Below are 25,002 nucleotides of genomic sequence, written 5' to 3' on the forward strand. Positions count from 1 at the left end.
TTTTTTCCGATATGGAAATGTCGGGCCTGACCATGTCGGTCCGCGTGCCGTTCAGGCCTGGTCGGACGTCTCGATCGGATTGAGCGCCGATTTCAGGTCGGCGTCGGTGGCCGAGCAGACCGAGAGGATCCGGCAGGGGCCGTCGCCGACCGCGACATAGGCATGGCCCATCAGCCCGTCGAAATAGATCGAATCCCCGGTCTCCATCAGCGCGGGAGCGTAGAGATCGCAGTGGAATTCGCACTGGCCCTCGAGCACCAGCGCATATTCTTCGCCGGGATGGCGCATCAGCTCGCCAAACTCCTCGATCGAGCGCACGCGGACGTCGATGATCATCGGGTTGAGCGTCTTGTTGAGCAGGTCGGCGGCCGGGTAGACATAGCCATAGGTCGCGGTGCGGATCGACGGGCCCACGCCCGCGCGCGTGATCGCGCGCCGGCCGGTCGCGGCATTGGGTATCGCGACAGGCGCGCTGGCGGCGAACAGCCGGGTGATGTCGATGCTGAGGCCGCGGCTGAGGCGCAGCAGCTTGTCATAGCTGAGCGACATCTTGCCGTTTTCCACCTTGGAAAGCGTCGAGACGGGCATGCCGGTCCGTTTGCTGACCTCGGCCAGTGTCCAGCCCCGCTCGGTACGGATTCCGCGGAGGACCGCGCCGGGATCGATCTCGGCGGCGGCTGGAACGAGCGCTGACGGCTCGCGATATTGTGCAGAAGACATTCTGGTCCTTTCCCGGCCTCGCCGAATAGCAGACCCCTGCCGAGCTGTCATCGTTCCCCGCATGCTGCGCGCCGAAGAGGCGGTGTGTGGCGCAGGATAGGCCGCTTTCGCCAAGTTGACAAATGTGAAAAATCTGAAACAACCATTTTGGTTGCAACTGCCGGAAGCGAGCGGTTCGCATCACCAGCGTGAAAGGATCATCGATGCGGCGTACGGCCTTCCTCTCCGTCATGGCGGCGCTGGCGATCGTCGCGACCGGCCCCGCCGCGCCATCGGCAATGGCGGCGCCCGCGACCGAGGCCGCCGCTTACAGTCGGCTGGAAGCGGCGTTCGCGCAGTTCGCGAAACAGACCGACGGCACCGTCGGCGTCGCCGTCCAGCGCGTTGACGGCAAGGGCATGGCGGTGCTCAACGCCGGCACGACCTTTCCGATGGCCAGCACCTTCAAGATCGCGGTCGCGGGCGCGATCTTCGCGCGGATCGACAAGGGCGAGCTGACGCTCGACCAGCTGGTGACGGTCGATCCGGCGGTCATCGTCAATTCCGCGGGCATTGCCGAGCAGACGCCGCATGCCGGCGTCGCGCTCTCGGTCCATAACCTGCTCGAACTGATGCTGACGCGCAGCGACAATACAGGCACCGACGTGCTGGTGACGCAGGCGGGCGGGCCGGCCGCGGTGACCGCGTGGCTCCGGCGCGTGGGCATCACCGGCCAGCAGGTCGATGGCGGCACGGGCGCGCTGATCCTGCGCGCGCTCGGCGTCGCGCCGGGGCCCGGCAATTTCCGCGAAAGGCGGGAGGCCGCGATGGCCGCCGATCCCTCGATCCGCGAGCGCAACCAGAAACGGATTCCGAACAAGGCGTTCAACGACGATCCACGCGACGCATCGACGCCCGAAGCGATGCTGAAGCTGCTGCTGACGATCCAGTCGGGCAAGGCGATGAGCGCGTCGAGCACCAGGACGCTGATCGAGATCATGGAGCGGTGCCATACCGGCGACAAGCGACTGAAGGGGCTGTTGCCGCTCGACACCGTCGTCGCCCACAAGACCGGCACGCTGATGAGCATCGCCAATGATGTCGGGCTGGTGACCCTGCCCGACGGCAGCAAGTTCGCGATCGCGGTGTTCGTCAAGGGCGATACCAAGGGCACAGAGGTGCAGGATCGGGTGATCGCCGACATTGCGCGCACCGCCTATGACTATTTCCTGCTTGGCGGTTGAAGGCGTTTCGCTGGCGGTATTTCGCATAACTGAAAAATTGTGCCGTTTTTGAAAATCCGCTTTGCCGGTCAGTCGTTCTGTCGTAGCCTCGCCGCGATATCGGGGAGCTTTTCGGGCATGAAGACGCGATTTGGAAAGATGCTGCTTGGGGCATGCGTTGCGGTCGGCAGCGTGGCGTTGCACGGCACCGCGCTGGCGAACGATCCGGGCAAGTGGGATTATCTGATCACCAATGCGCGGATCGTCGACGGGACCGGCGCGCCCTGGTTCCGGGGTGCCGTCGCGGTCGATGACGGCAAGATCGTCTGGATCGGCGCCGCCAAGCCCGACGAGAGCCGCGCCGAGAAAGTGATCGACGCGAAGGATCGCGTGCTTTCCCCCGGCTTCATGGATTTCATGGGGCAGAGCACCCTGGTCTATCTGACCAATCCCGCATCGGCCCAGTCGCGACTGACGCAGGGCATCACCGTGCATCTGAGCGGCGAGGGCGGATCGCCCGCGCCGCAGAATGACGAGACCCAGCCCAAGCCGGTGATGATCGCCGGCAAGCCCTATCGCTGGCGGACCTATGCCGAATATTTCAAGATCATGGACGATCTCGGCGTCCCGGTGAACGTCGTCCACAATGTCGGCGCCGCACAGGTGCGCCGCGTGGTGATGGGCGTCGAGGACCGGACGCCGACGCCGCAGGAAATGGAGAAGATGAAGACGCTCGTCGATCAGGCGATGCGCGACGGCGCCTCGGGCCTGTCGACCGCGCTCATCTATCCGCCGGGCAATTACCAGACCACCGGGGAATTGATCGAGCTCGCCAAGATGGTGAAGCCCTATGGCGGCTTCTATTCGACGCATATGCGCAACGAGAGCAACAAGTTGCTCGATTCGATCGATGAATCGATCGCGATCGGCAAGGGCGCCGGCATTCCCGTCCAGATCTATCACCTGAAGGCGGCGGGCGTGCGCAACTGGCCGCTGATGCAGAAGGCGGTCGACCGTATCGCGGCGGCGCGCGTCGCGGGCATCGACGTCACCGCCGACATCTATCCCTATATCCGCAACGGCATCGGGCTGGGCTCGTTCGTGCCGCCGCAATCCTATGCGCACGGGCCGGACGCGTTCTACAAGACATTGTCCGATCCCAAGGTGCGTGCGGCGCTGCGCAAGACGGTCGAGACCGACCGGTCGTGGGAGAATTGGTACGACCATGTCGGCCAGGACTGGAACAACGTCCAGATCACCGACGACGCGCTGGGCGCCGATCTGGTCGGGCTCAGCATCGCACAGGCGGCGAAGAAGCGCGGCAAGGACGAATGGACCTTCGTGTTCGACACGATCGCGGCGGGCGGCGTCGGCGTCGCCCCGCTCAGCATGAACGAGGAGCAGAAGCATATCGGCCTGCGCGCGCCGTTCATGATGATCAACACCGATACTTCGCCAGCCAGCCCCGATGTCGACGGGCTTGCCGTCCATCCGCGGGCCTATGGCACGATGCCGCGCGTGCTCGCCAAATATGTGCGCGAGGAGAAGGTGATCCCGCTGGAGGAAGCGATCCGGCGGATGACGTCGGCGTCCGCGAACCGCCTCGGCCTTTACGATCGCGGCCGCATCGGTGTCGGCTATGCCGCCGATCTGCTGCTGTTCGATCCGGACACGGTGCAGGATCACGCGACCTTCGAGAACCCGGCGCAATATTCGACGGGCATGGACTATGTCTGGGTCAATGGCGTGCTCGCGATCGACAATGGCAAGATGACGGGCGCGCGTGCGGGCAAGGTGATCCGTTTCAGCAAGCCGGCGCCCTGAGGCGCGATCACGGATTTTCGACAGGTTCATATGCGCCCCGCGATCGACGGCATCGGGGCGAGGGGGAGATGACAAGAGAATGACCGACAAGCAGCCAGCTGCCGCGCTCGACTGGCGTCTCAAGGGCATGCCTGCGAATTGCGAGGAAATCGCGGCGGAGGCGGTGGCCGATGCCGGCTGGCATGTGCTGCGCGAGGATCTGATGCTGCCCGTCGCGGTGCTGCGGGAATCGGCGATGCGCCACAACAGCGAATGGATGCGCAAGTTCACGCAATTGTCGGGCGCGCGGATCGCGCCGCACGGCAAGACGACGATGAGCCCCGACCTGTTCGCGCTGCAGATGGAGGATGGCGCCTGGGGGCTGACCGCCGCGACGATCGGGCATGTCCGCACCTATCGCAAGCACGGCATCGGCACGATCCTGCTCGCCAACCAGCTCGTCGGGCGGCAGAACATCGCCTATGTCGTGGCGGAGCTGCGCCGCGATCCTGATTTCGATTTCTACTGCCTGGTCGATTCCGCGGCGTCGGTCGATCTGCTCGAAGCGGCGCTGGCCGCCGATCCGCCCGGCCGGCCGCTCCAGGTGCTGATCGAGCTCGGCTTTCCCGGCGGCCGCGCCGGTTTCCGCGACAATGACGCGGCGCTTGCCGTCGCGCGGCGCGTGGCCGCGTCCCCGCTGCTTTCGCTCCGCGGCGTGGAGGCCTTTGAAGGCGTCTTTCAAGGCACGCCACCGGAAACCCGGGACGCGCAGGTCCGGGTGTTGCTCGACCGCGTCGTCGGGCTGGCCAATGCGTGCAGCGATGCGCATCTGTTCACGGGCAAGCCGATCATCACCGCCGGTGGATCCTCGCTGTTCGACATGGTGGCGGAAACCTTCGGCCGCGCGTCGGCGGATCGGCCCTATGCCGTGATCCTGCGCAGCGGCTGCTATCTCGTGCACGACAGCCATTTCTACAAACTGCTCGTCGAAGGGCTGATCCGGCGCTCGCCGGTCGCCGCCAGCCTGGGCGACGGCCTGCGCGGCGCGCTCGAGGTCTGGGCCTATGTCCATTCACGCCCCGAGCCGACCCGGTTGGTCGCGGGGCTGGGCAAGCGCGATATCGCCGACGATGTCGCGCCGCCGACGGTGCTCGGCTGGGCCCGGCCCGGCCCGGATGCGGAGATGCTGCCCATCCCCGCCGACCATCGCGTCGTCCGGCTCGACGATCAGCATGCCTATCTCGACATTCCCGCCGATTCCCCGCTCCAGCCCGGGGACATGGTAGCATTCGGGGTTTCGCACCCCTGCACCACCTTCGACAAATGGCAGGCGCTGTATCTGGTCGACGATGGCCTTCGCGTGACGGGGACGATACGGACATTCTTCTGACGCCCATCGGCAAGGGCGCGGGTTCAAGCAGGTTGTGAAGGGAAGACGCGTGAAGAAGCTCCTGGTCCTGTTGCTTTTCCTGGTTCCGGCGATGACGCCGACGATGGCCTCGGCCGATCCCGGCCTCGATCGCGCGGCGGCGCTGATCGCCGATGCCGCGAAATGGGAAGTCGAGAACAAGCGCGTGCCCTCGGTTGCGGTCGCGATCGTCGGGCCCGAGGGCGTCCGCTGGTCGGGCGCCTGGGGCAAGGCGGATGCGGAGGGCAAGGTGCCCGCGACGCCCGAGACGATCTATCGCGCCGGATCGGTCAGCAAGCTGTTCACAGATGTCGCGGTGATGCGGCTGGTCGAACAGGGCAAGCTGAACCTCGACGCGCCGGTCAGCACCTATCTGCCCAGCTTCAAGCCGCACAATCCCTTTGGCGGGCAGATCACGCTGCGCCAGTTGATGACGCATCGCAGCGGCCTGGTCCGCGAAGCGCCGCGCGGCAATTATTTCGACATCGCCGCCAAGGGGCAGGCCGATGCCGTGGCAAGCCTGAACGAAACCACGCTGGTCGCGGCGCCGGGCACGGTCACCAAATATTCCAATGCCGCGATCGCCGTGGTCGGAGAAGTCGTGGCCCGCGTCAGCGGCATGCCTTATGAAAAGGCAGTCGACACGCTGGTGTTCCGTCCGCTCGGCATGGCATCCAGCGGCATGACCGCCGCCCCTTTCCAGGGGCGTATCGCCTATAGCGAAATGGCGGCGTTCGACGGGCCACGCGTTCCGGCACCGCCGATCGAGCTCGGCACGCCGGCGGCCGGCAGCCTCTTCACGACGCTCGGCGATCTTGGTCGTTTCGCGCAGGCGATGCTCAATCGCGGCGCCTTGCCGAAGGGCACGCTGCTCAAGCCGGCGACGCTCGATGAGATGTGGCGCCGGCAGTTTCCGGGCGACGCCTCGACGCGCGGCTATGGGATCGGTTTCGCGCTGTCCCAGATCGACGGCCAGCGCGTCGTCGGCCATGGCGGGGCGATCTATGGCCATGTGACCGATGTGTTGATCATGCCCGACACCGGCATCGCGGTTGTCGCCTTTGCCACCGTCGATTCGAGCAACAGTGCCGGCAAGCTCGCGGACTATGCGCTGCGCACGATGGCTGCGCTCAAAAAGGGCGCCAATCCGCCGGCCTTCGAAACCGCGCCGCTGATCACGGGGCCGGAGGCGAAACGGCTTTCTGGCTGGTTCAGCAACGGCAAGGCCAGCGTCAGCACGCGCATCTACAACGAGCATCTCGTGATCGATGCGCCCGAACTGGTCGGCGATATCCGCCGGACGGCGAACGGCTTCCTTGTCGAGGACGCGCAGACGCGCTTCGACAAGCTCGCCATTGCCGATGACGGATCGTGGATCGAGCTGGCGGGCACGCGCTACACGCGCGGCACCATGCCGGAACCGCCACAGCCCGCCGCCGATTTCGCGGCGCTGGTCGGTAATTATGGCTGGGATCACAATGTGATCCGTATCTACGAGCGCGACGGTCGGCCCTTTGCCTGGGTCGAGTGGGTCGATCATATGCCGCTGACGCGCGTGGATGCGAACCGTTATGCCTTTCCCAAACAGGGCGGGCTCTATCCGCTCGAAGCCTTGACCTTCGAGCGCGATGCCTCGGGCGCGGTGACGGCGCTCAGCCTGAGCGGCATCCGCTTTCCCCGCCGCGACTTCGGCGCGGAGATCGAAGCGAAGGTGAGATCGGACATGCAGACGGGCGCGGCGGCGCTACGCGCGGAAGCGCTGAAGGCATCGCCGCCGCAGGAAACCAGGCCCAAGGCCAGTGATCTCGTCGCGCTGACCTCGGTCGACCCGACCATCCGGCTCGACGTCCGTTATGCGGGCACCAACAATTTCATGGGCATTCCAGTCTATGAAAGCGCCGCCGCATTTCTCCAGCGCCCGGCCGCCGAGGCGCTTGGCCGGGTCAACCAGGCACTGCGCAAGCGCGGTTACGGCCTGCTGATCCACGACGCCTATCGCCCCTGGTTCGTCACCAAGATGTTCTGGGACGCCAGCCCACCGTCGAGCCGGATGTTCGTCGCCGATCCCTCGCAGGGATCGCGCCACAATCGCGGCGCGGCGGTGGACCTCACCATGTTCGAGCTCAAGACCGGCAAGCCGATCGTGACCACCGGCCGCTATGACGAATTCTCGACGCGCTCCTATTCGAACTTCGTCGGCGGGACCGACCATCAGCGCTGGCTGCGCGAGCTGCTGCGCGGCGCGATCGAGGCCGAGGGCTTCGACGTCTATCCAGAGGAGTGGTGGCACTTCGATTACGGCGACTGGCGCGACTATCCGATCGGCAACCAGACCTTCGAGGAACTGGGCAAGAAGGGGAAGTGACGGGCCGGGGCGGGCGTTCATGACGCCCGCTGTTTCAGTAGGAAGCGGGGGCTGCCAGCCCGAACGGGGTGAGGGCTTGCCGGTGAGGGCTGCCATCCCCGGTGCGAGCGTCCAGATCCGGACCGAACCCTCACAATGTCATCCCCGCGAACGCGCACTGATGTCCGGGATTTTTATGACTGAGGTGGGCGTAAGCCAGGCAATCCGTTGGGATGAGCCCGTCATCCTGTTGTCGAGACAGGATCTGGGCCTGCCGCAACCCTCCCCTCCGCGTCTCCGCGCCTCGGCGTGAATCATCCCCGCTTGGGCGGCGCTTCAGCTTGACGGTTCACGCGGAGGCGCGGAGCCGCGGAGGGTTACTTGCCCCAAGCAATGGGGCTCTCTTTCCTGTCTTTTCTTTCGCGCTTTCGCGTCTTCGCGTGAAACCCGTTAGCTGCAGCGCTGCCCAGCCCGGAGATGATTCACGCGGAGCCGTAGGGGAGGGGGGGCGGCAGGTCCGGATCCTGTCGCGCGAAGAACATGACAGGCTCATCCCTGGGGTTATGCCCCGCTCGTCTTCTTTTGATGCTTCACGGAAAAGCTGGATCCCCGCGTTCGCGGGGATGACAAGTTCACAATTACGCAAAGACCCGGTTTGGCTTTGGGTCCTGCCATCCCGCCGGGCGCGGCGCGCTGTGGCGCCGCCCCCGGCCAATCGTCTTCAGGCTTCCGATCGTACCACCGCCGTCTCGACCGCCGGGCTGCGCAGCAGCCGGTAAAGGCCCAGGGTGAGGAGCGGGATCACGAAGACCGCGAGGAAGGTGTAGGCGAGCAGGCGGTAGCCATTGGCGATCAGGGCGACGAGGCCGAAGTGATTGGCGACGAAGATGCAGCCGATCAGCAGGCCGGCGGCGATCGACGCGCGCGCGACGGTGCCCAGCTCCGTGCCGCGGCGTGCGCGCCATACGCCGGCGATCCGTTCGTTGATGGCGTGGACCGAACCCGTGCCGCTTTCCAGCAGCGCCGCGAAGATCATGAACTGAAACAGCAGATGGAACAGCGGCATGTTGAGCTGCGTCAGCATGAAATCGGACGGCAGCGTCTCGTGCGCAATGCCCGGATAGAAAGCGATCATGCAGACGAAGAACAGGATCGCCGGCGCCATCGCGAGCGGACCGGCGATGAGGCCGGAAACGATCGCGTCGCGCTGGCTGGTCAGATGGCGCAGCACGGGCAGGACGATGACGGCACCGACGATATTGTAGCTGGCATAGGTGATGCCGCCCAAAGCCCAGCCGTCCGAGGCCGCGGGGATCGCGAAATTGGCGGCGATCTTGTCGCCGAACACGCCGAGCGCGAGGATCAGGAACAGCGCGTAGACGCCGTAGAGCAGGAAGGAGACATATTTGAACAGTTCCTCGACCGACGCGTTGCCGAACGCCGCGAAACCCGCGATCGAGGTCGCCAGCACCAATGTGCCGACGATCGGGGGCAGGCCGAACATGGCGGCGCCGATGGCGCCCGCCGCCGCGCCGAACACGGCCAGGATCAGGACGACGAACAGCACATAGGCGATCTCGAACGCGATCCAGCCCGGGCCGAGCAGCCGCGAGAAGAAGGTGCGATAATCATAAGCGCCGACATGCCGGGCAAAGGCGAAGGTGGCCGCCGCGATGATGCTCCACAGCACCGTCGCCAACAGCATCGCGCCCAGCCCGCCCCAGGGACCGCTGGGCATGAAGAATTCGGCAAGCTCGCGACCGGTCGCATAGCCGCCGCCGATGACGACGGCCTTGAAGGCGAAACCAGGCAGCAGAATCCGCTGGAACCAGCTCGGTTGAGCGTTTTCTGCCATGTCCTTGAACCCCTCTGTTGCCGAGCGACACACTGGCCGGCAATCTTGTTTTCACCAAAGGCAAAAATATATCCGATCAGGATGAAGTCAACCTAGTTGTAAATTCTTCCTGGTGAACTGATCCGGTTGAGGCGCAAACCGGGCGATCGAAACCGGCCGGCGGGCATCTCCGCGTCGCGGACGGTGTGTATCGGCACATCGATCCACAACGCAATGGTGCTTGCCGCACGCGCATCGCCCGATCATTCCGGCCCGATGAATCCGGATTGCGGACATCCGTGCTTCCTGTCACCGCTTCACCATGGATATGCATGACGCAGACGGCGCGCCTGGCCGCCCCGACCCCCATGCCCGGATTGCGGCGAGCTTTGCGAAACAGGGCCTGATGGAGACATTGGGCGCGGTTCTCGGCGATATCTCGCCGGGCGCCGTCGAGATCCTTCTGAAACCGCAAGCCGCCGTTTCGCAGCAGCATGGTTTCGTCCATGCGGGCGCGCTCAGCGCAATCGCGGATACCGCCGCCGGATATGCCGCGCTGAGCGTCATGCCGGCCGGCAGCGGCGTGCTGACCACCGAATTCAAGATCAACCTGCTGGCCCCCGCGACAGGCGATCTGATCCGCGCCAAGGGGCGCGTGGTGAAGGCGGGGCGAACGCTGACGCTCGCCCAGACCGAGATCTTCGCGGAAACCGACGGCAAGCAGAAGCTCGTCGCCTATCTGACCGCCACGTTGATGACGATCGTCGGGCGCGACGGCATCAGCGACTGAGCTGTGGTGCAATTCAGCGGGACGCTTCAGGCACGGTGCATCGGGCTGCCGGCCGCAACATTGTTCAGATAGCGGGTGACGCGGCGCCCCACCAGCCAGCGGTTCAACCCCCAGAACCAGGCGAAGGCCGCTCCACCGTAGAGAATTGCGCTTGTCGGCGATTCCTTCAGGACACCCGCTATCACTGCGAATGCGATGGACATGGCCAGGCATTCGCAGGTCATCCGGCTGATCGACAGGCAATAAGTCAGCATCCGTCCTTCGCCATCGATGCGCAGCAGCCCCTTGTCGACTCCCTCCATGGGGAGATCGCTGCGCCACCAGCGCTTCGAGGAGACGACAAAGGCAACAGCCCCGTCGGTCGTGCGGACTTCCGTTTTCGCCATCAGGCGAAGGTCGCTGGCCAACCGAGGCAAAATGGCCGGCGATGCATCCGTTCCGATCGGTATCGAACCGCGAATTTCCAACATCCGACGACCATCGGGCCGAAACGCGTCACAAGCAATGGTCGGCTGGCCAACCTCCCTTTCCTCAATCCCTGTCGATCCAGCGGATGCCGGTGGACCTTATGCGCAGAGTCCGCAGGATCAGCCGCTCGATCGGCGGAAAGGCGAAGAGCGCAATCGGAATGAGCAACACCCAGATCACCATGCCGATGTCGGATGGAGCGGCAATGCCGATCGACAGGGTGATCGCGATCAATGCGACGACGATGACGACGCGCAGCAGGATGATACCCAGGATTCTCGCCGTCGATGCTCTTTCGGATGCGCTCACCGCTCAAGCATGGCATGGATGAACCGAAAGCGGCAATGGCTGTCCGGCGACCGTTCGCCACGGGGCGAGCCATTGGCGTGCATGGGGATTGGAGACGCGATCATGACGGAGCCCGGCGATCCAGTCTTCCTCCCCATCAGCCGATCGATCGGCGCGATCGCGATGGGGGCATCGCTTGCGCTGGTGGGCTTCGTTGCCGGCTTCGCGCAGGGCATGTCCGCGGCACCGTCGAGTGCCGGCGGGATCGTCGCATTGGCGATCGTGGCGGTGGGTGCCGCACTGGGCTTGCTGGGGCTGGTTTCGATCTGGATGCCCCGCCTTCGATTGGCCGCGAGCGGAGGTACGATCGCCGTCGGCGTGCTGCTGGTCGTGGCGTTCGTGATTCACAGGGTGCTCTTGGCGCTCGCGATCATTTGAATCGAAGAGCGCGCGGAAGCATGCGTGGAATGACGGAAATCCGGTGGTGCCGGCTACAGGATTCGAACCCGTGGCCCCCTGATTACAAATCAGGTGCTCTACCAACTGAGCTAAGCCGGCGCTGAATCTCCCCATGCGTCAGACGACGCCGAAGGTCCAGCCCTCCGTTTGCCGAACATGATCGAGGCCGGCCGGAGCCCAGAGTTCGGGATCGTGCGCGACGCGGCGCAGCCAGGCGGCGGTCAGGATCGCGTCGCTGCTGTGATCGTCGATCGGGCCGGCGGCGGGATATGGCGCGCTGGCGATCGCGGGGGAAGCGAGCGCGGCGTTGAGCGCCTCCATCGTCCGCATCTTGGTGCGCCCGCGCGTGCGTCCGGCGGCCAGCGCGGCGAGGCTGGTATAGATTTCGACGAGCAGCGAACCCGTGCCGGGATCGGCGTCGAACGGCCAGATCGGCAGCCTGCCCTGCAAGCGGTGGAACATGCGCATGCCGGTCAGGCTCGATTTGCCGACCTGGGCGGCACCGACGAGATTGAGGTTGCTATAAGGGTTCAGCCCCTGTTCGCGCTGCGCGACTTCGGTCGCGCGCAGTCGGCCGCGGCCCGTACCGAACAGATCGCCGGTCCGCCCGCCATGGCGCCGGAAATGGCGCGCGGCCTGCGGGTGGTCGACAAAGCTGGTGGCCGCGAGATCCGCATCCTCGGCGCAAAGGCGATCGACCAATGCCCATAGCGCGCGTGCATCCGCCGGGCTTTCATCCCATGCGGGGAAGAAAGCGCCGCGATCGGCAAAGGGCAGTGAAGGACCGAGATCGAACCCGACCAGCGTGTCGGCGGGCATGTCCCCGACGATCCAGTCGAGTATCTCCGGACGCGACCAGATATGGCCGGGCCTGACGATTTGCGGCGCGGCGTCGCCCATTTCGCACAGCGCCACCGCAATGCCGCGCTGGCGCGCGCCCACCGCGCCCGACCAGTCGATCGCGGCGAAACGGCGGAAGCGGTCAGGGGCGGGTGGCGCCATGGCCCTCGCGCTGCCGGTGGGATGCCCGGTCCCACCAGGCGCGCTCGATCAGCAGCATGATCCGCTCCGGATCGGCAGCATCGGCATTGACCAGCACGGTCGGCCAGCCCTGATATTGCGGCGTCTGCCAGAAACAGTCGGGATCGGTGTCCTTGAGGATTTCGATCTCCTCGCGCGTGGCGCGCAGCACATAGCTGCCCGGCGCGCGGCCCTGCGAGATGATCTGCCGACCGCGGACCTGGGGGGAGGTGGAGCCTTTCGCACCCGCGCCCATCGTCACGCCGGGCAGGGTCAGCGCAAAGGCGACCGCTTCGTCCCAGCTAAAGCTCACGCCTTTTTCCGCGGCCTGGGTTTCGGCCGCGCCGCATTCCACGCATGCGCCTGCGCGATCATCGCCTTCACCCGCTCGGGGTCGTCGCTGGCATAGCGCACCAGCACTGCCGGCCAGCCTTCATAATGCGGGGTCTGCCAATAGGTGTCGGGATCGGTTTCCTTGAGGATCTCGACCGTGTCGAGATCGACCATCAGGCAGAAGGATCCCTCTTCACGCCCCGGTGCGACAAAGGCGCGGCCATTGGTCTTGACCGCCGGCTTGCCATAGCTGGTCGACAGCTCGGTATCGGGCAGCGCCAGCGCAAGCGCGACGACGCTGTCCCAATCCAGGTTCATTGCAGCGCGGCCAACACGTCTGCAGTGAGTTTCGCAACGTCGAAGGGCGCGCCCGGATCCTCGCCGCGCCGGACGATCACGATCTTCCGGCTCGGCACGATCACGACATATTGGCCGCGATTGCCGAAGGCGGCGAAGCTATCCGCCGGCACGCCGGGTGACCGGTTGAGCAGCCAGAAGGTCGCGCCATAGCCGTACGGCCCCTCGGGCTGCGGTCCCGACGGGGTGGTGACATATTTCACCCAGCCTTCGGGAAGGATGCGCTCTCCGTTCCAGACGCCGTCATTCTGGTAGAGCAGGCCGAAGCGCGCCAGGTCGCGCGCGGTCGACCAGACCTGGCTGGAAAGCACGAAATTGCCCTGGAAATCGGTCTCGGCGATCGTGCGGGTCATGCCGATCCGGTCGAACAGCTCGGTCTGCGGAAAACGGCCATAGACCGCATCGTTTCCGATCCGGGCGCGCAGCGCGCGGACGGCCAGGACGATGTCGTTATTGGCATAGCGGAACCGCGTGCCGGGCATTGCGTCGAGCGGCCATGCCGTCACTTCCTGCGTCACGCTGGTGCCGCCGAAATACAGCGCGTCGGTGCGGTTGCCAGCGGTTTCGCTGTGCAGCCCGCTCGCCATGCGCAGCAGCTGGTCGATCGCGATCTCGCCGCGCGGATCGCCCTGGCCCTGCCATTCGGGAATGACGCCCTTCTGGTCGGCGGCGAGCAGCCCCTTGCCGGCGCCGATGCCGACGACCGTGCCGGTTATGCTCTTGGCGACCGACCAGGTCCGCTGCGAGACATGCGGGCCGAAACCGTCGCGATATTTCTCGAAGACGATCCGGCCGTTCTGGACGACGATCGCGCCGGTCGTGCGCGTGCCCTTGCCGAAGCCTTCGGCGAAGACGCTCTCCATGACCGCCGCCAGCGCCTTTGCATCGCCGGTCGGCTTGCCCGTCGCCTTGGCGTCGCCGGCCGGCCAGGGTTTCGCGTCGGCGGCGGTGCGCGTCGATGCCGGCGGGACGTCGTCGGGCAGGGTGAGCCTGGCACCGATCGGTGCGACGGTGCAGCCGCGATCGACCGCCCAGGACGCCGCGCGCGGCGGCATCGACGGATCATAGGCCACACTGACGATCGCGACGCGGTCGTCGCGGCCCTTCACGATTTCGGCCTTCAGTGTCGGTACGATCGCATCATATTGCGGATAGATGCCGGTCAGCTCCAGCGCCTCGACCTGTGCCTGGGTGCGCCCGGCGTTGAACATGGCGCTGCACAGGGTGAGCGCCTTGTAGCCCGCGGCGATCGCGCGGTCGTAGCTTTTTGCGGGCTCCTGCAACTGCGCGGTTGCGGGTGTGGCGAGCAGGAGTGCGCTCAGGGCGAGTGTCCAGACACCGTCATTCCGGCGAAAGCAGGAAGCTCGCTTCCGCGGGAATGACGGTGAAGCGGTTTGGAGCGTCTCACCCATGCTGTTTCTTCGCACGCAAATCCCCCCAATAGGCCAGCCGCTCCGCGATCCGTTTCTCGAATCCGCGCTCGACGGGTGTGTAATAGGTTTCGGGCCGCATTTCCTCCGGCCAGTAATTATCGCCCGAAAACCCTTCGTCGGTATCATGGTCATAGCCATAATCCTTGCCATAGCCGATCTGCTTCATCAGCTTGGTGGGGGCGTTGAGGATGTTCTTGGGCGGCATCAGCGAGCCGGTTTCCCTGGCGGAGCGCCATGCCGCTTTCTGCGCCTTGTAGGCCGCGTTCGATTTGGGCGCGGTCGCGCAATAGAGGCAGGCCTGGGCGATGGCGAGTTCGCCCTCGGGTGACCCGAGAAATTCGTAGGCGTCCTTGGCTGCGAGGCACTGGATCAGCGCCTGGGGATCGGCCAGGCCGATATCCTCGCTGGCGAAGCGGACGATCCGGCGCAGCACGTAAAGCGGCTCCTCGCCCGCGGTCAGCATGCGCGCGAGATAATAGAGCGAGGCCTGCGGGTCCGATCCGCGCATCGCCTTGTGAAGCGCGGAGATGAGATTGTAATGCCCTTCGCGGTCCTTGTCGTACACCGCGACGCGGCGGTGAAGCAGCGCGGACAGGCCGGCCGGATCGAGCGGCGCGGGCAGGTCGACCGAGAACAGGGTCTCCGCCTGGTTGAGCAGGAAGCGCCCGTCGCCGTCCGCGCTGGCGACCAAGGCGGCGCGGGCATCGGCATTAAGGGGCAGGGGGCGTCCCTCCAATGCCTCGCCGCGCGCGAGCAAGGTTTCCAGCGCATTCGCGTCCAGTCGATTGAGGATCAGCACCTGGGAACGGCTGAGCAGAGCGGCGTTGAGTTCGAAGCTGGGATTCTCCGTGGTCGCGCCGACCAGCGTGACCGTGCCGTCCTCGACATAGGGCAGGAAACCGTCTTGCTGTGCGCGATTGAAGCGGTGGATCTCGTCGACGAAGAGCAATGTGCGATGCCCCATCCGCGCATGCTCGCGCGCCTCGGCGAACGCCTTTTTGAGATCGGCGACGCCCGAGAACACCGCGGAGATCGCGAGGAAGCGGAGGCCCACCGCATCGGCGAGCAGCCGTGCGATCGTGGTCTTGCCCGTGCCCGGCGGTCCCCAGAGGATCAGCGAGGAAAGCTTGCCCGCGCTCACCTGTCGCCCGATCGCGCCCTCGGGGCCGGTCAGATGTTCCTGTCCGACGACTTCGTCCAGCGTGCGCGGGCGCAGCCGGTCGGCGAGCGGCGCATTCGCGTCCAGCAATTTCTCTGAGTCGTCGGGTGCGAAAAGGTCGGCCATGCGGGCCCCTAGATAGGCAGCCGCGTCAGTCATGTCATGCCCGCGAGCGTCGTAATTCGGCGTCCCGGGCCGCCGGAATCGGTCCGTTTCGGATTTTCTGCATGCGTCGATCGATGTCGCTCTTGCAAAAAGATCGAATCAAGATATATCTTAAGCTATCTCGTAACAGACAAGGAACTACGAAATGCGTTTTGGAATGGGTTATGGCGCCTGGACAGGTGGCCATCATTCTCGCCGTGGTCATCACGGCATGGGCGAAGACGGCGAAGGGCGCCGCGGCCGCCGTCGCGTGTTCGATGGCGGAGAATTGCGGCTGGTGCTGCTGCGGCTGATCGCCGAACAGCCGCGCCACGGTTACGATCTGATCCGTGCGATCGAGGAGCGGACGAGCGGCGCCTATGCGCCCAGCCCCGGCGTCATCTATCCCACGCTCACTTTGCTCGACGACATGGGCCTGATCGGCGAACAACAGTCCGAGGGTTCGAAGAAGCTCTTCGCGGTCACCCCGGCGGGCGAGGCGCATCTCGCCGAGCGCGTCGATGAGATTGACGGCCTGTTCGCCAGGCTCGATGCGTTGGGCGAGCACCGCGCCCGTACCGAGGGCGGCTCGATCCGCCGCGCGATGGGCAATCTCCGCCAGGTGCTGGTCAACCGGATGAGCGAAGGCGATGTCGACGAAGACAGGCTGCATGCGATCGTCCAGGTGATCGACGATGCCGCGCGCAAGATCGAGCGGTTGAAATGAGCGGCTTCGCAGCGACGGCCAGCGTGCCGACCCAGTCGGGCAGCCGTTACCTCCAGCAATTGTGCAAGCATTGGCAGCATAATCTGGACGTCGCCTTCACGCCCGAGCACGGCACCGTGGTGTTTCCCAAGGATGCGCGCGGTGCCGATCACCCCGGCGAAGGGCTGGTGACGATGGATGCGCGGGCGGAGACGCTCGAGGTGCGCATCGACGCGACCTCGGACGAACAGCTCGAAGGCCTGAAAGGCGCGGTCGCGCGCCACCTCGACCGCTTCGCCTTTCGCGAAGCGCCGCTGGCGTTCGATTGGCGGGCGGTGACAGCGTAAGCCGCTTTTTCTCCTCCCTGTCGCGAAGCGGCGGGGTGGGGGACCGCCGGCCAAAGGCCGGTGGTGGAGGGGAAATGCGATGCATCCACCCACTCCTGATCAACGGCGATATCGTAGTTCCCCTCCACCACCTCGACTTGCGCCGAGGCGGTCCCCCTCCCCACGCTTCGCGTAGGGAGGAGAAAATGGATCAATCCGTATAGGGCAGCGGGCTCTGCCGGGGTGCGCGGCTGCCTGCCAGGCGCTGGCGGACGATGCGGAGATAGCCGTCGACCAGTGCCTGGTTGACTGCGTCCCAGCCGTAACGATCGGCGGCCTTGCGGCCCGCCTCGCCCGCGGCGGCGCGGGCATCGCCATCCTCGCAATAATGCTGGAGCGCGTCGGCGAAGCCGGCGATCGCGCCCGGGCGGACCAGATGTCCGCTGATGCCGTCCTTGACCAGGCTGTCGCTGCCCGTGGCCTTGGCGGCGACCACCGGCAGGCCCGAGGCCATCGCCTCGAGCGTGACATTGCCGAAGGTCTCGGTGACCGACGGATTGAACAGCATGTCCATCGAGGCAACGGCGCGCCCGAGATCGGGCCCCGCCTGGAAACCCGCAAAAACGGCCTGGGGCAGACGGTTGCGGAACCATTCGCCCGCAGGCCCTTCGCCGACGATCAACACGCGATGCTTCACGCCGCGACGGACGAGACGGTCGATCGCGTCCGAATAGACGTCGAGCCCCTTTTCCATCACCAGCCGGCCGACAAAGCCGATCGCGACCTCGTCATCGGCGATGCCGAGGCCACGGCGCCAGTCCAGGTCGCGGCGGTCGGGGCGGAAGATCTCCTGATCGATGCCGCGCGTCCAGATGCCGACATCGTAGCTCATCCGCTGTTCGCGCAGGAGTTGCGCCATCGATTCGGATGGCGCGAAGATCGCGTCGCAGCGCTGGTAGAAGCGCCGCATCGCCGCCAGCGCCAGCGGTTCCAGAAAGGCGAGGCCGTAATAGCGGAAATAGGTCTCGAACCGGGTATGGACCGACGCGATCACCGGCTTGTCCCAGCGCCGCGCCAGACTGACCGCGCGGTGGCCCAGGATTTCGGGGCTGGAGACATGGAAGATATTGGGGGCGAAGCGCTTGATGTCGCGCTTGATGCCGGGCGGGATCATCACCGGCGCGCGATATTCGGCGCGCCCCGGAATGGCGATCGCCGGCACGCCGACCAGATCGCCCGTCGCTGGAAAGGCGGGTTCCTTCACCACCGGCGCATAGACGCGCACCGACGCGCCCTGGCGCAGCAGATAGCCCACCAGCCGGTTGAGCGCCTGGTTCGCGCCGTCGCGGACATAATTATAATTGCCGCTGAACAATGCGATGCGAAGATCGGTGACGTCCATAAGCGGCAAGCCCCTAGAGATTGTTCGAGCAAGGGGAAAGTGTTTGTGATTCCGGCGAGGCTGTGGAGGTCGGTTCGACCAACAGGATCATGCGCTCGTCCAGGGTTATTTATCCGAACGGTACCACCATATTGGCCGCGTCATGGCCGATATCGGCGGCGCCCAGATGGGCGATGCCCGAGACATGGCACCAATGCGCCGCAATCTCCTCCACATCCTGGCCAAAGGCGCGGTCATTGGGCGTGACGTCGCTGATCCGGCCGAAACGGATGCCGGCGACCGCGCGGATGCCGGGGTTGCCGGTGATGTGGCACAAAGTCCGGTCGATCCGGTAATGATGCTCGGCCACTTCCTCCAGCAACAGCACATGGCCGGACAGATCGGGCTGGAGCGGCGTGCCGATCAGCATGCTGAGGATCGTCATGTTGAACGCCGCGTTCGGCGCGTCGCCGAGGCCGGGCTCGAGCGATCCGGGATCGCGCTCGACCAGCCAGCGCAGCGCCCTGTCGATGGCGGCCTCGCCACCGTCGCGGCGGATATCGACGGGCATCGGGCCGTGCGCGACCGTGCCGAGGCCGAGGCCGTAAAGTCCGCCAAGCAAGGTGCCGGCGTCGCTATAGCCGAGAAAGGCCTTGCCGCGTGCGGCGTCGGTCAACCGGCCGATCGCGCCGGGCGCGATGCGGCAGGCGCCATAGCCGCCGCGCGCGAACCAGATCGCATCGAGATGCGGATCGTTCGCGGCCTCGACAAAGGCGGCTTCGCGCACGCAGTCGCTGCCCGCAAAATGCCCCGCCTCGACGAAGCATTGCGGATGGAAGACGAGTTCGACCGTGGTGCCATAGAGCGCTTCGGCGCGCGCGATCACGCGTTCGGCGATCGATTCGTCGATCGGACAGCTCGGTGCGACGACGCCGATCCTGGTTTTCATCGCCTTCATCCCCGCGCGCTTGCCCAACCCGTCAAAAGCGTCAATAGCGCGCGCCCATGACCAGGGCCAAAAGCTATTTCTTCTGCGGGATCGGGGGGAGCGGAATGTTGCCGCTCGCCTGTATCGTCAAGGCGCGAGGCGCCATCGTGAAGGGATCCGACCGCGCGTTGGACCAGGGGCGCACCGCCGCCAAGTTCGACTTCCTCAAGGCGCAGGGCATCGCGCTCTTTGCGCAGAACGGCAGCGGCGTGACGCGGGCGGAGCAGATCTTCGTCACCTCGGCCGCGGTCGAGGACGATATCCCCGACGTGGTCAAGGCGCGCGCGCTCGGCGCCCCCGAAATGCGCCGTGCCGACCTGCTCGCGGAACTGTTCAATGGTTCGCGCACCAGCATCGGCGTGGCCGGCACCAGCGGCAAATCCACTGTCACCGGCATGATCGGATGGATATTGAGCGCCACGGGGCGCGATCCGACCGTCATGAACGGCGCGGTGATGAAGAATTTCATCGGCCCGGAAACCCCCTTTGCCAGCGCGCTGGTCGGGGCCGGCGAGAGTTTCGTGAGCGAGGTCGACGAAAGCGACGGATCGATCCAGCTCTACGATCCCGATATCGCGGTGCTCAACAATGTCTCGCTCGACCACAAGTCGATCGAGGAACTGCGCTCGCTGTTCGGCGGCTTTATCGGCCGTGCCGATTGCGCGGTGATCAATGCCGACAATGAGGAAGTGGCGAAGCTGGCGGCGATCCTGCCCGATGGTGTCGCGCTGACCTATGGCATCGATCGCGGCAGTGCCTATCTCCGCGCCGAATCGGTCGTCGAGGCGCCGGACGGCGTCGCCTTCACCGTGGTCGAGCGATCCGATGGCGGGCGCGCCGAGGTGCGGCTGAAGGTGCCGGGGCGCCACAATGTCTCCAATGCGCTGGCCGCGATCGGCGCGGTCCGGGCGTGCGGCGTGTCGCTGGTCGACGCGGCGACGGCGCTTGGCGATTTTGCGGGCCTGCGTCGTCGTCTGGAGGTGGTCGGTCAGGCGAACGGCGTGACCGTGATCGACGATTTCGCGCATAATCCCGACAAGATCGCGGCGACGCTCACGACGCTCCACGCCTTTCCCGGCCGGCTGCTCGTGATGTTCCAGCCGCATGGCTATGGTCCGCTTCGCACGATGCGTGACGAACTGGTCGCCGGTTTCGTCGAGCAGCTCGGGCCCGAGGATGTGCTGATCATGCCCGATCCGGTCTATTATGGCGGCACCACCGACCGCAGTGTTGGCGCCGCCGAGATCGTCGCGGGGGTGAGCGCGGGTGGGCGCCAGGCCGAATATCTTCCAGACCGTGTTGCATGTGGCGAACGACTGACCATCTTGGCGAGACCGGGCGACCGGATCGTGGTGATGGGCGCGCGTGACGACACGCTGAGCCAGTTCGCCGCCGATCTGCTGGCGCGAATGGAAGGATGACGAATATGCAGATGGCGCACTACACCGTGATCCGCGACGGCGACGTCTGGCGGATCAACCTGACCGGCAAGAATTACGGGCCCTATGCCACCCAGTCCGCCGCGATCCGCGATGCGATCGACACCGCGGAAAAGGCGGTGACCACGGGCTATCAGGCGCGCGTGATGGTGCAGGAACAGGATGGCAGCTTCCGCGAGGAATGGCGTTCGGCGCCGGCGGTGCCTTCGGTCTGATCGGAGGATGAGTCGCGATATCGTGCCCTCACGGTGTCATCCCCGCGGACGCGGGGATCCAGCTTCTTCTTCGTCTATCTGATGCTTCACGCAATAGCTGGATCCCCGCATTCGCGGGGATGACAGATTAGGTCGGGTGCCCCCCCTCAAACCCCCAGCGTCTTGTCCACCGTTCCGCGCGTCACCGAATGATAGCCGGGGCGTGCCTTCAGATAGATGGCGCGCGCGGCGGGGCCACCCCATTCGGCCTGGGCGTTGAGCGCTTCGAACAGCGGCGCCACGAATTTGCGTCGTCCCATGCTGGTGAGGAAGCGGTCGGCCGAGGCAAGTGCGGGATCGTAGCGATTGCCGATCGCGAGCATCAGCCAGGCGAAGCGGATCTCGCTGTTGCCGCTATCGGAGAGTTTCCACGCCGCATCGAGCGCGGCCAGCCGGTCGGCCGGCAGGGTGCGCGGCAGGCGGCCCAGGAAGCGCTGATAATGCTGGGTGGTCCAGCCCGTCCGGTCCACCGCCGCGGCATCGCCATTCGCCGCGAATGTGGCGGCGGCGCGGTCGACCGCGACAAAGGCGGTCGAACGGATATGGACGGCATTGTCGGGCAGGCCGGGCTGATAGACCCAGCGCTCGACGCCGATCTTCGCTTCCTCGTCATCCTTGAACAGATTGGCGCGCATGTCGGCGATCAGGCCGGCACTGGTCTGCGGCTTGAACGCCAGGCGATCGAAATAGCTTTTGAGATAGGCGTCCCAGCGCGCGCGGCCGACCGTCTGCTCGATCGTGCGCAGGAACACCGCGCCTTTCTCATACGCGACGTCGGTCATGCCGTCGTCGGGATCGCGTCCCTTCAGGTCGAGATGCAGCCGGCTGTCGGGCGCATTCTTGCCGCCGACTTCGGCGAAGGCGGTCTCCATGTCGCTCCAGCCGAGATCGGCGAGCATCGCCGCGCGATCGGGGCCATAAAGCGCTTCCATGATCCGGGTCTCGAAATAGACGGTGAAGCCCTCGTTGAGCCAGAAATCGTTCCAGGTCGCATTGGTGACGAGATTGCCCGACCAGCTATGCGCCAGTTCGTGCGCGATCAGGCTGACCAGCGATCGGTCTCCGGCGATGACGGTGGGAGTGACGAAGGTCAGCGTGGGATTCTCCATGCCGCCAAAGGGAAAGCTGGGCGGCAGCACGAGCAGGTCGTAGCGGCCCCAGTGATAGGGGCCGTAGAGGCCCTCGGCGGCGCTCACCATCTTCTCCAGGTCGGCGAACTCGCTGGCGCTGCGCTCGAGCATGGCGGGTTCGGTCCAGACGCCGGTGCGCGGGCCGATCTCCTTGAAGGCGAGATCGCCGACCGCGATCGCGATCAGATAGGGGGCGACGGGCTTGTCCATCCTGAAGCGGAAGGTGCGGCCGCCGTCGTTATTCTCGCCCTCCGGCGTCAGCCGGTCGCCGCTCATCACCGCGACCAGTTCCTCGGGCACGGTGATGCTCGCGTCCCAGCTTTGGCGGATGCCGGGGCTGTCCTGTGTCGGAATCCAGCTGCGGTTGAGGATCGCTTCGCCCTGGCTGAACAGATAGGGCGAGGTCTTGCCGGCGGTCTGGTCGGGCGACAGCCATTGCAATGCGGGCGCACCGGGCGCGGAGGCATAATGGATCACGATCTTCTTCGCGCCGCCGAGCTGGACGGTGAGCGGCTGGCCATGGATCGAATCGCCCTTGCCGAAAGCGAAGGGGAGCTGGCGCCCTTCGGCGTCGGTGACCTGCTTGACCGCGAGATTGCGGCTGTCGAGCACGACTTCCTTGGCGCCCGCCCTGGTCTGGAGATCGAGCGTCGCCGTGCCCGTCATCACCTTCGCGTCGAAATCGGCGGTCAGGTCGAGCGAGACATGGGTGACGCGCGCTTCCTCGGGCTTTGCGAAACTATGGCTGTCCTTCGCTTCATCGGTGGTGAGCACGGGGGCGACCTGGGGTGCGCCGGCATTCTCGCTGGCGGGTTGCGGATTGCACGCGGCGAGCGTGCAGACCAGCAAGGTGGGAAGGAGCGTGCGAAGATGCATGAAGGCGCGGCCCATATTGTGAGCGCGCAAGGCTAGAACAGGAAAGCCGGGCAGGGAAGGCCGGACGGCTGTGGTTCGCCGCAAGTGCGAATCCCCCTCTTCCCTGCCGAAGATGAGGAGGAGGGGGAGTCTGTCGCGTTTTCGATCAGCGCCGGGCGGTCTGGCCGAACAGCAGCGCGCGGGCCTTCTTTCCTTCTTCGGTGTCCGCCTCCAGCGGCTTGCGCAGCTCGGCGCCCACCGCCCGACCCTTGATGAAGGCCTCGCGCGCGCCGCAGCGTTCGATCCACGCCTTGGCATTGGGGAAATCGTTCAGGTCCTGGTCGACGCGCTCGGCGAGCACCGTCCATGGCCAGATCGCGAAATCGGCGATCGAAAGCGGCCCGGCGACGAATTCGCGATCGGCCAGCCGCGTGTCGAGCACGCCCAGCAGGCGATTCATTTCTTTGGTGTAGCGTTCCAGGCCATAGCGCAGCTTTTCGGGATCGGGCTCGATCGTGGGCGCATAATGGCGGAAATGATTGGCCTGGCCCGCCATCGGGCCGACGCCGCCCATCTGCCACATCAGCCAGCTTTCGACCTCGGCCTGCTCGCGGGCATTGGAACCGCCGAACAGGCCGGTCTTGCGCGCCAGATATTGCAGGATCGCGCCCGACTCGAAGATCGATATCGGCGCACCGTCGGGCCCGTCGGGATCGACGATCGCGGGCATGCGGTTGTTCGGGCTGATCTTCAGGAATTCGGGGGCGAACTGCTCGCCCGTGCCGATGTTCACCGGATGGACGGCATAGGGCAGGCCCATTTCCTCCAGCGCGATGGTGATCTTGTGGCCATTGGGGGTCGGCCAGTAATAAAGTTCGATCATTGGGATCTCCTTGCCCGTGCCACGCGGCGTGGAGATGGGGGCGGCCCGGCGGCGGGACAAGTCATCCGATGCGCCCGCCGCCGCCCCGCAAAACACTTGCGGACCGGCCACGCTCCATTCATGTCGTCCGGCGCAGGGATGGAACAAGATTCGATCGTGAGAGGGATGTTCATGAATAAAGCGTTTGGTTTTACCGCCGGGCTGGGTCTGCTCGTGCTCGCGTCGATCCCGGCGGCCGCCTCCGCCGCGCCGGGGCCGAAGCCGCCGGCATTCGCGATGTGCGCGGTCTGCCACAAGGTGAATGCGGGCGAGAAATCCGCAATGGGCCCCAATCTCTGGGGTGTCGGCGGCCGCAAGGCGGCGGTTTCCACCTTCGCCTATTCGCCTGCGTTGAAGCAGTCGAACATCACCTGGACGCGCGACAAGCTGATCGCCTTCGTCTCGGATCCGCGCAAGACGGTACCGGGCACCAAGATGGTCTATGCCGGGCAGAAGGATCCCAAGGTCGCGGCGCAGATCGCCGATTATCTGCTGTCGCTGAAATAGGCGGTTCCGCCCCGGATCATCGATCCGGGGTGCGACAATTTGCGACAAAATAGCGCTGGTCCGCGATACTTTCGGGACAGGTGTGCCGGATAAGCCGTCTCATCGGCGGCGATCCATGCGTGCCGAGTCTCGAAAGAAGGACCGTAGGATGAAGAAGTTGATCGCAATCTCCGGCCTGGGCGCGATAGCGCTGGCCGGCGGGATCGCCATGGCGCAGCCCGGTGACGGTCGGGCGCCCAATGCGCCGCTGACCCGCGCCGACGCCGCCGCGCGCGCCGATGCGCGTTTCGACCGGATGGACGCCGACAAGGACGGCAAGCTGACCGAGCAGGATCGTGCTGTCCGTGCCAAGGCGCGTTCGGACCGCATGTTCGCGGCACTCGATGCCGATGGCAACGGCCAGGTCAGCCGCGCCGAGTTCGACGGCGCGCGCGAGAAGCGGATGGAGCGCCGCGAGGCGCGCAGCGAGCGCGGTCCGCGTGGCAAGGGCCGGATGGGACATCGCGGCTTTGGTCGCGACCGGATGGGCGGCATGGGCGGCAAGATCGACGCCGACGGCGATGGCGTCGTCACCCGCGCCGAATTCCAGGCGCCCGCACTCGCCATGTTCGACCGCACCGATGCCAATAAGGATGGCACGGTGACGCTCGAGGAACGTCAGGCGGCGCGCGCCGCGTGGCGGGCAAAGCGCGCGGGAAGCTGATTTCGACGACCCGATCCCGGGCGGACGAG

Annotated in this window: 25 protein-coding genes and 1 tRNA gene; 12 read left to right on the plus strand and 14 right to left on the minus strand. The window is 65.7% G+C overall.

Annotated elements, in window-relative coordinates:
- Window positions 1-51 precede the first annotated feature (51 nt).
- Entirely contained in the window at window positions 52-720 is a 669-nt protein-coding gene (locus tag AC3WN8_RS05855; RefSeq protein ID WP_492668460.1) for a helix-turn-helix domain-containing protein, read from the minus strand.
- A gap of 203 nt (window positions 721-923) precedes the next feature.
- Here AC3WN8_RS05855 and bla point away from each other — a divergent pair, with 203 nt between their 5' ends.
- The 4 genes from bla to AC3WN8_RS05875 all read left to right on the plus strand — a co-directional run bounded on the left by bla (window position 924) and on the right by AC3WN8_RS05875 (window position 7,498).
- Window positions 924-1,943 carry a class A beta-lactamase gene (gene bla, locus AC3WN8_RS05860; RefSeq protein ID WP_492668461.1) on the plus strand — a complete coding sequence of 340 codons (1,020 nt, stop codon included), beginning with the start codon at window positions 924-926 and terminating at the stop codon, window positions 1,941-1,943.
- Window positions 1,944-2,060: 117 nt separating this feature from the next.
- Window positions 2,061-3,746 carry an N-acyl-D-amino-acid deacylase family protein gene (locus AC3WN8_RS05865; protein ID WP_492668462.1) on the plus strand — a complete coding sequence of 562 codons (1,686 nt, stop codon included), beginning with the start codon at window positions 2,061-2,063 and terminating at the stop codon, window positions 3,744-3,746.
- Between the two features lie 79 nt (window positions 3,747-3,825).
- Entirely contained in the window at window positions 3,826-5,115 is a 1,290-nt protein-coding gene (locus tag AC3WN8_RS05870; protein ID WP_492668463.1) for an alanine racemase, read from the plus strand.
- A gap of 49 nt (window positions 5,116-5,164) precedes the next feature.
- Entirely contained in the window at window positions 5,165-7,498 is a 2,334-nt protein-coding gene (locus AC3WN8_RS05875) for a serine hydrolase (protein WP_492668464.1), read from the plus strand.
- A gap of 700 nt (window positions 7,499-8,198) precedes the next feature.
- Here the strand turns inward: AC3WN8_RS05875 and AC3WN8_RS05880 are convergent.
- Window positions 8,199-9,332, minus strand: a complete 1,134-nt coding sequence (locus tag AC3WN8_RS05880) for a YkvI family membrane protein (RefSeq protein ID WP_492668465.1) — start codon at window positions 9,330-9,332, stop codon at window positions 8,199-8,201.
- A gap of 307 nt (window positions 9,333-9,639) precedes the next feature.
- Here AC3WN8_RS05880 and AC3WN8_RS05885 point away from each other — a divergent pair, with 307 nt between their 5' ends.
- Window positions 9,640-10,101, plus strand: coding sequence for a PaaI family thioesterase (locus tag AC3WN8_RS05885; RefSeq protein ID WP_492668466.1), 462 nt, complete (start codon window positions 9,640-9,642; stop codon window positions 10,099-10,101).
- A 26-nt stretch (window positions 10,102-10,127) separates the two neighbouring features.
- Here AC3WN8_RS05885 and AC3WN8_RS05890 read toward each other — a convergent pair whose 3' ends face one another.
- Complete coding sequence (locus tag AC3WN8_RS05890; protein ID WP_492668467.1) at window positions 10,128-10,487, minus strand: hypothetical protein; 360 nt, start codon at window positions 10,485-10,487, stop codon at window positions 10,128-10,130.
- Between the two features lie 145 nt (window positions 10,488-10,632).
- On the minus strand, window positions 10,633-10,878 hold the full coding sequence (locus AC3WN8_RS05895) for a hypothetical protein (protein ID WP_492668468.1): 246 nt from the start codon (window positions 10,876-10,878) through the stop codon (window positions 10,633-10,635).
- Between the two features lie 102 nt (window positions 10,879-10,980).
- Between AC3WN8_RS05895 and AC3WN8_RS05900 the strand changes: the two genes are divergently transcribed.
- Window positions 10,981-11,295, plus strand: a complete 315-nt coding sequence (locus tag AC3WN8_RS05900) for a hypothetical protein (RefSeq protein WP_492668469.1) — start codon at window positions 10,981-10,983, stop codon at window positions 11,293-11,295.
- 44 nt (window positions 11,296-11,339) lie between these two features.
- On the opposite strand, the gene AC3WN8_RS05905 is transcribed toward AC3WN8_RS05900, so the two are convergent.
- From AC3WN8_RS05905 to AC3WN8_RS05930, 6 genes are all read right to left on the minus strand, one after another.
- Window positions 11,340-11,415: transfer RNA gene (locus AC3WN8_RS05905), tRNA-Thr, on the minus strand.
- Between the two features lie 18 nt (window positions 11,416-11,433).
- Window positions 11,434-12,318, minus strand: coding sequence for a hypothetical protein (locus AC3WN8_RS05910; RefSeq protein ID WP_492668470.1), 885 nt, complete (start codon window positions 12,316-12,318; stop codon window positions 11,434-11,436).
- Complete coding sequence (locus AC3WN8_RS05915; RefSeq protein ID WP_492668471.1) at window positions 12,299-12,649, minus strand: hypothetical protein; 351 nt, start codon at window positions 12,647-12,649, stop codon at window positions 12,299-12,301. Before AC3WN8_RS05915 ends, AC3WN8_RS05910 begins: the two co-directional genes overlap by 20 nt.
- Window positions 12,646-12,987, minus strand: coding sequence for an MmcQ/YjbR family DNA-binding protein (locus tag AC3WN8_RS05920; protein ID WP_492668472.1), 342 nt, complete (start codon window positions 12,985-12,987; stop codon window positions 12,646-12,648). Before AC3WN8_RS05920 ends, AC3WN8_RS05915 begins: the two co-directional genes overlap by 4 nt.
- Window positions 12,984-14,309 (minus strand): serine hydrolase domain-containing protein, encoded by a 1,326-nt coding sequence (locus AC3WN8_RS05925; protein ID WP_492668473.1) that lies wholly within the window; start codon window positions 14,307-14,309, stop codon window positions 12,984-12,986. The genes AC3WN8_RS05920 and AC3WN8_RS05925 overlap by 4 nt, the downstream gene beginning before the upstream one ends.
- 121 nt (window positions 14,310-14,430) lie before the next feature.
- The gene (locus tag AC3WN8_RS05930; RefSeq protein WP_492668474.1) at window positions 14,431-15,744 is read right to left on the minus strand and encodes a replication-associated recombination protein A; all 1,314 of its coding nucleotides are present in this window, start codon (window positions 15,742-15,744) and stop codon (window positions 14,431-14,433) included.
- Between the two features lie 184 nt (window positions 15,745-15,928).
- On the opposite strand from AC3WN8_RS05930, the gene AC3WN8_RS05935 reads away from it, so the two are divergent.
- Together AC3WN8_RS05935 and AC3WN8_RS05940 are read left to right on the plus strand one after the other, a co-directional pair.
- Complete coding sequence (locus tag AC3WN8_RS05935) at window positions 15,929-16,489, plus strand: PadR family transcriptional regulator (protein WP_492668475.1); 561 nt, start codon at window positions 15,929-15,931, stop codon at window positions 16,487-16,489.
- Window positions 16,486-16,815, plus strand: a complete 330-nt coding sequence (locus tag AC3WN8_RS05940) for a DUF2218 domain-containing protein (RefSeq protein WP_492668476.1) — start codon at window positions 16,486-16,488, stop codon at window positions 16,813-16,815. Before AC3WN8_RS05935 ends, AC3WN8_RS05940 begins: the two co-directional genes overlap by 4 nt.
- A gap of 190 nt (window positions 16,816-17,005) precedes the next feature.
- On the opposite strand, the gene AC3WN8_RS05945 is transcribed toward AC3WN8_RS05940, so the two are convergent.
- Together AC3WN8_RS05945 and AC3WN8_RS05950 are read right to left on the minus strand one after the other, a co-directional pair.
- Window positions 17,006-18,196: a glycosyltransferase family 4 protein gene (locus AC3WN8_RS05945; protein WP_492668477.1), complete on the minus strand. Its 1,191-nt coding sequence runs from the start codon at window positions 18,194-18,196 to the stop codon at window positions 17,006-17,008.
- 109 nt (window positions 18,197-18,305) lie between these two features.
- On the minus strand, window positions 18,306-19,124 hold the full coding sequence (locus tag AC3WN8_RS05950) for an LD-carboxypeptidase (RefSeq protein WP_492668478.1): 819 nt from the start codon (window positions 19,122-19,124) through the stop codon (window positions 18,306-18,308).
- A gap of 56 nt (window positions 19,125-19,180) precedes the next feature.
- Here AC3WN8_RS05950 and AC3WN8_RS05955 point away from each other — a divergent pair, with 56 nt between their 5' ends.
- Together AC3WN8_RS05955 and AC3WN8_RS05960 are read left to right on the plus strand one after the other, a co-directional pair.
- A complete protein-coding gene (locus tag AC3WN8_RS05955) occupies window positions 19,181-20,584 on the plus strand; it encodes a UDP-N-acetylmuramate--L-alanine ligase (RefSeq protein ID WP_492668479.1) in 1,404 nt (467 codons plus the stop codon).
- A gap of 5 nt (window positions 20,585-20,589) precedes the next feature.
- Window positions 20,590-20,817 (plus strand): DUF2188 domain-containing protein, encoded by a 228-nt coding sequence (locus AC3WN8_RS05960; RefSeq protein ID WP_492668480.1) that lies wholly within the window; start codon window positions 20,590-20,592, stop codon window positions 20,815-20,817.
- 146 nt (window positions 20,818-20,963) lie between these two features.
- Here the strand turns inward: AC3WN8_RS05960 and AC3WN8_RS05965 are convergent, their stop codons facing one another.
- Together AC3WN8_RS05965 and AC3WN8_RS05970 are read right to left on the minus strand one after the other, a co-directional pair.
- Window positions 20,964-22,862, minus strand: a complete 1,899-nt coding sequence (locus AC3WN8_RS05965; protein WP_492668481.1) for a M1 family metallopeptidase — start codon at window positions 22,860-22,862, stop codon at window positions 20,964-20,966.
- A gap of 145 nt (window positions 22,863-23,007) precedes the next feature.
- Window positions 23,008-23,724 carry a glutathione S-transferase family protein gene (locus tag AC3WN8_RS05970; protein WP_492668482.1) on the minus strand — a complete coding sequence of 239 codons (717 nt, stop codon included), beginning with the start codon at window positions 23,722-23,724 and terminating at the stop codon, window positions 23,008-23,010.
- Between the two features lie 171 nt (window positions 23,725-23,895).
- On the opposite strand from AC3WN8_RS05970, the gene AC3WN8_RS05975 reads away from it, so the two are divergent.
- Together AC3WN8_RS05975 and AC3WN8_RS05980 are read left to right on the plus strand one after the other, a co-directional pair.
- Entirely contained in the window at window positions 23,896-24,270 is a 375-nt protein-coding gene (locus tag AC3WN8_RS05975; protein WP_492668483.1) for a c-type cytochrome, read from the plus strand.
- A gap of 148 nt (window positions 24,271-24,418) precedes the next feature.
- On the plus strand, window positions 24,419-24,973 hold the full coding sequence (locus AC3WN8_RS05980) for an EF-hand domain-containing protein (protein ID WP_492668484.1): 555 nt from the start codon (window positions 24,419-24,421) through the stop codon (window positions 24,971-24,973).
- Window positions 24,974-25,002 lie beyond the last annotated feature (29 nt).

It is taken from the genome of Sphingobium sp. FW305-3-2-15-F-TSA7 (genome assembly GCF_058787155.1).

Bases quoted from the DNA above. Each gene is read 5' to 3' on its own strand.
- AC3WN8_RS05935 (WP_492668475.1), top strand. From the start codon at position 15,929: ATGCGTTTTGGAATGGGTTATGGCGCCTGGACAGGTGGCCATCATTCT.
- AC3WN8_RS05965 (WP_492668481.1), bottom strand. From the start codon at position 22,862: ATGCATCTTCGCACGCTCCTTCCCACCTTGCTGGTCTGCACGCTCGCC.
- AC3WN8_RS05900 (WP_492668469.1), top strand. From the start codon at position 10,981: ATGACGGAGCCCGGCGATCCAGTCTTCCTCCCCATCAGCCGATCGATC.
- AC3WN8_RS05880 (WP_492668465.1), bottom strand. From the start codon at position 9,332: ATGGCAGAAAACGCTCAACCGAGCTGGTTCCAGCGGATTCTGCTGCCT.
- AC3WN8_RS05890 (WP_492668467.1), bottom strand. From the start codon at position 10,487: ATGGCGAAAACGGAAGTCCGCACGACCGACGGGGCTGTTGCCTTTGTC.
- AC3WN8_RS05855 (WP_492668460.1), bottom strand. From the start codon at position 720: ATGTCTTCTGCACAATATCGCGAGCCGTCAGCGCTCGTTCCAGCCGCC.
- AC3WN8_RS05930 (WP_492668474.1), bottom strand. From the start codon at position 15,744: ATGGCCGACCTTTTCGCACCCGACGACTCAGAGAAATTGCTGGACGCG.
- AC3WN8_RS05970 (WP_492668482.1), bottom strand. From the start codon at position 23,724: ATGATCGAACTTTATTACTGGCCGACCCCCAATGGCCACAAGATCACC.
- AC3WN8_RS05870 (WP_492668463.1), top strand. From the start codon at position 3,826: ATGACCGACAAGCAGCCAGCTGCCGCGCTCGACTGGCGTCTCAAGGGC.
- AC3WN8_RS05980 (WP_492668484.1), top strand. From the start codon at position 24,419: ATGAAGAAGTTGATCGCAATCTCCGGCCTGGGCGCGATAGCGCTGGCC.
- AC3WN8_RS05885 (WP_492668466.1), top strand. From the start codon at position 9,640: ATGCATGACGCAGACGGCGCGCCTGGCCGCCCCGACCCCCATGCCCGG.
- AC3WN8_RS05920 (WP_492668472.1), bottom strand. From the start codon at position 12,987: ATGAACCTGGATTGGGACAGCGTCGTCGCGCTTGCGCTGGCGCTGCCC.
- AC3WN8_RS05960 (WP_492668480.1), top strand. From the start codon at position 20,590: ATGCAGATGGCGCACTACACCGTGATCCGCGACGGCGACGTCTGGCGG.
- AC3WN8_RS05910 (WP_492668470.1), bottom strand. From the start codon at position 12,318: ATGGCGCCACCCGCCCCTGACCGCTTCCGCCGTTTCGCCGCGATCGAC.
- AC3WN8_RS05975 (WP_492668483.1), top strand. From the start codon at position 23,896: ATGAATAAAGCGTTTGGTTTTACCGCCGGGCTGGGTCTGCTCGTGCTC.
- bla (WP_492668461.1), top strand. From the start codon at position 924: ATGCGGCGTACGGCCTTCCTCTCCGTCATGGCGGCGCTGGCGATCGTC.
- AC3WN8_RS05945 (WP_492668477.1), bottom strand. From the start codon at position 18,196: ATGGACGTCACCGATCTTCGCATCGCATTGTTCAGCGGCAATTATAAT.
- AC3WN8_RS05950 (WP_492668478.1), bottom strand. From the start codon at position 19,124: ATGAAAACCAGGATCGGCGTCGTCGCACCGAGCTGTCCGATCGACGAA.
- AC3WN8_RS05940 (WP_492668476.1), top strand. From the start codon at position 16,486: ATGAGCGGCTTCGCAGCGACGGCCAGCGTGCCGACCCAGTCGGGCAGC.
- AC3WN8_RS05955 (WP_492668479.1), top strand. From the start codon at position 19,181: ATGACCAGGGCCAAAAGCTATTTCTTCTGCGGGATCGGGGGGAGCGGA.
- AC3WN8_RS05865 (WP_492668462.1), top strand. From the start codon at position 2,061: ATGAAGACGCGATTTGGAAAGATGCTGCTTGGGGCATGCGTTGCGGTC.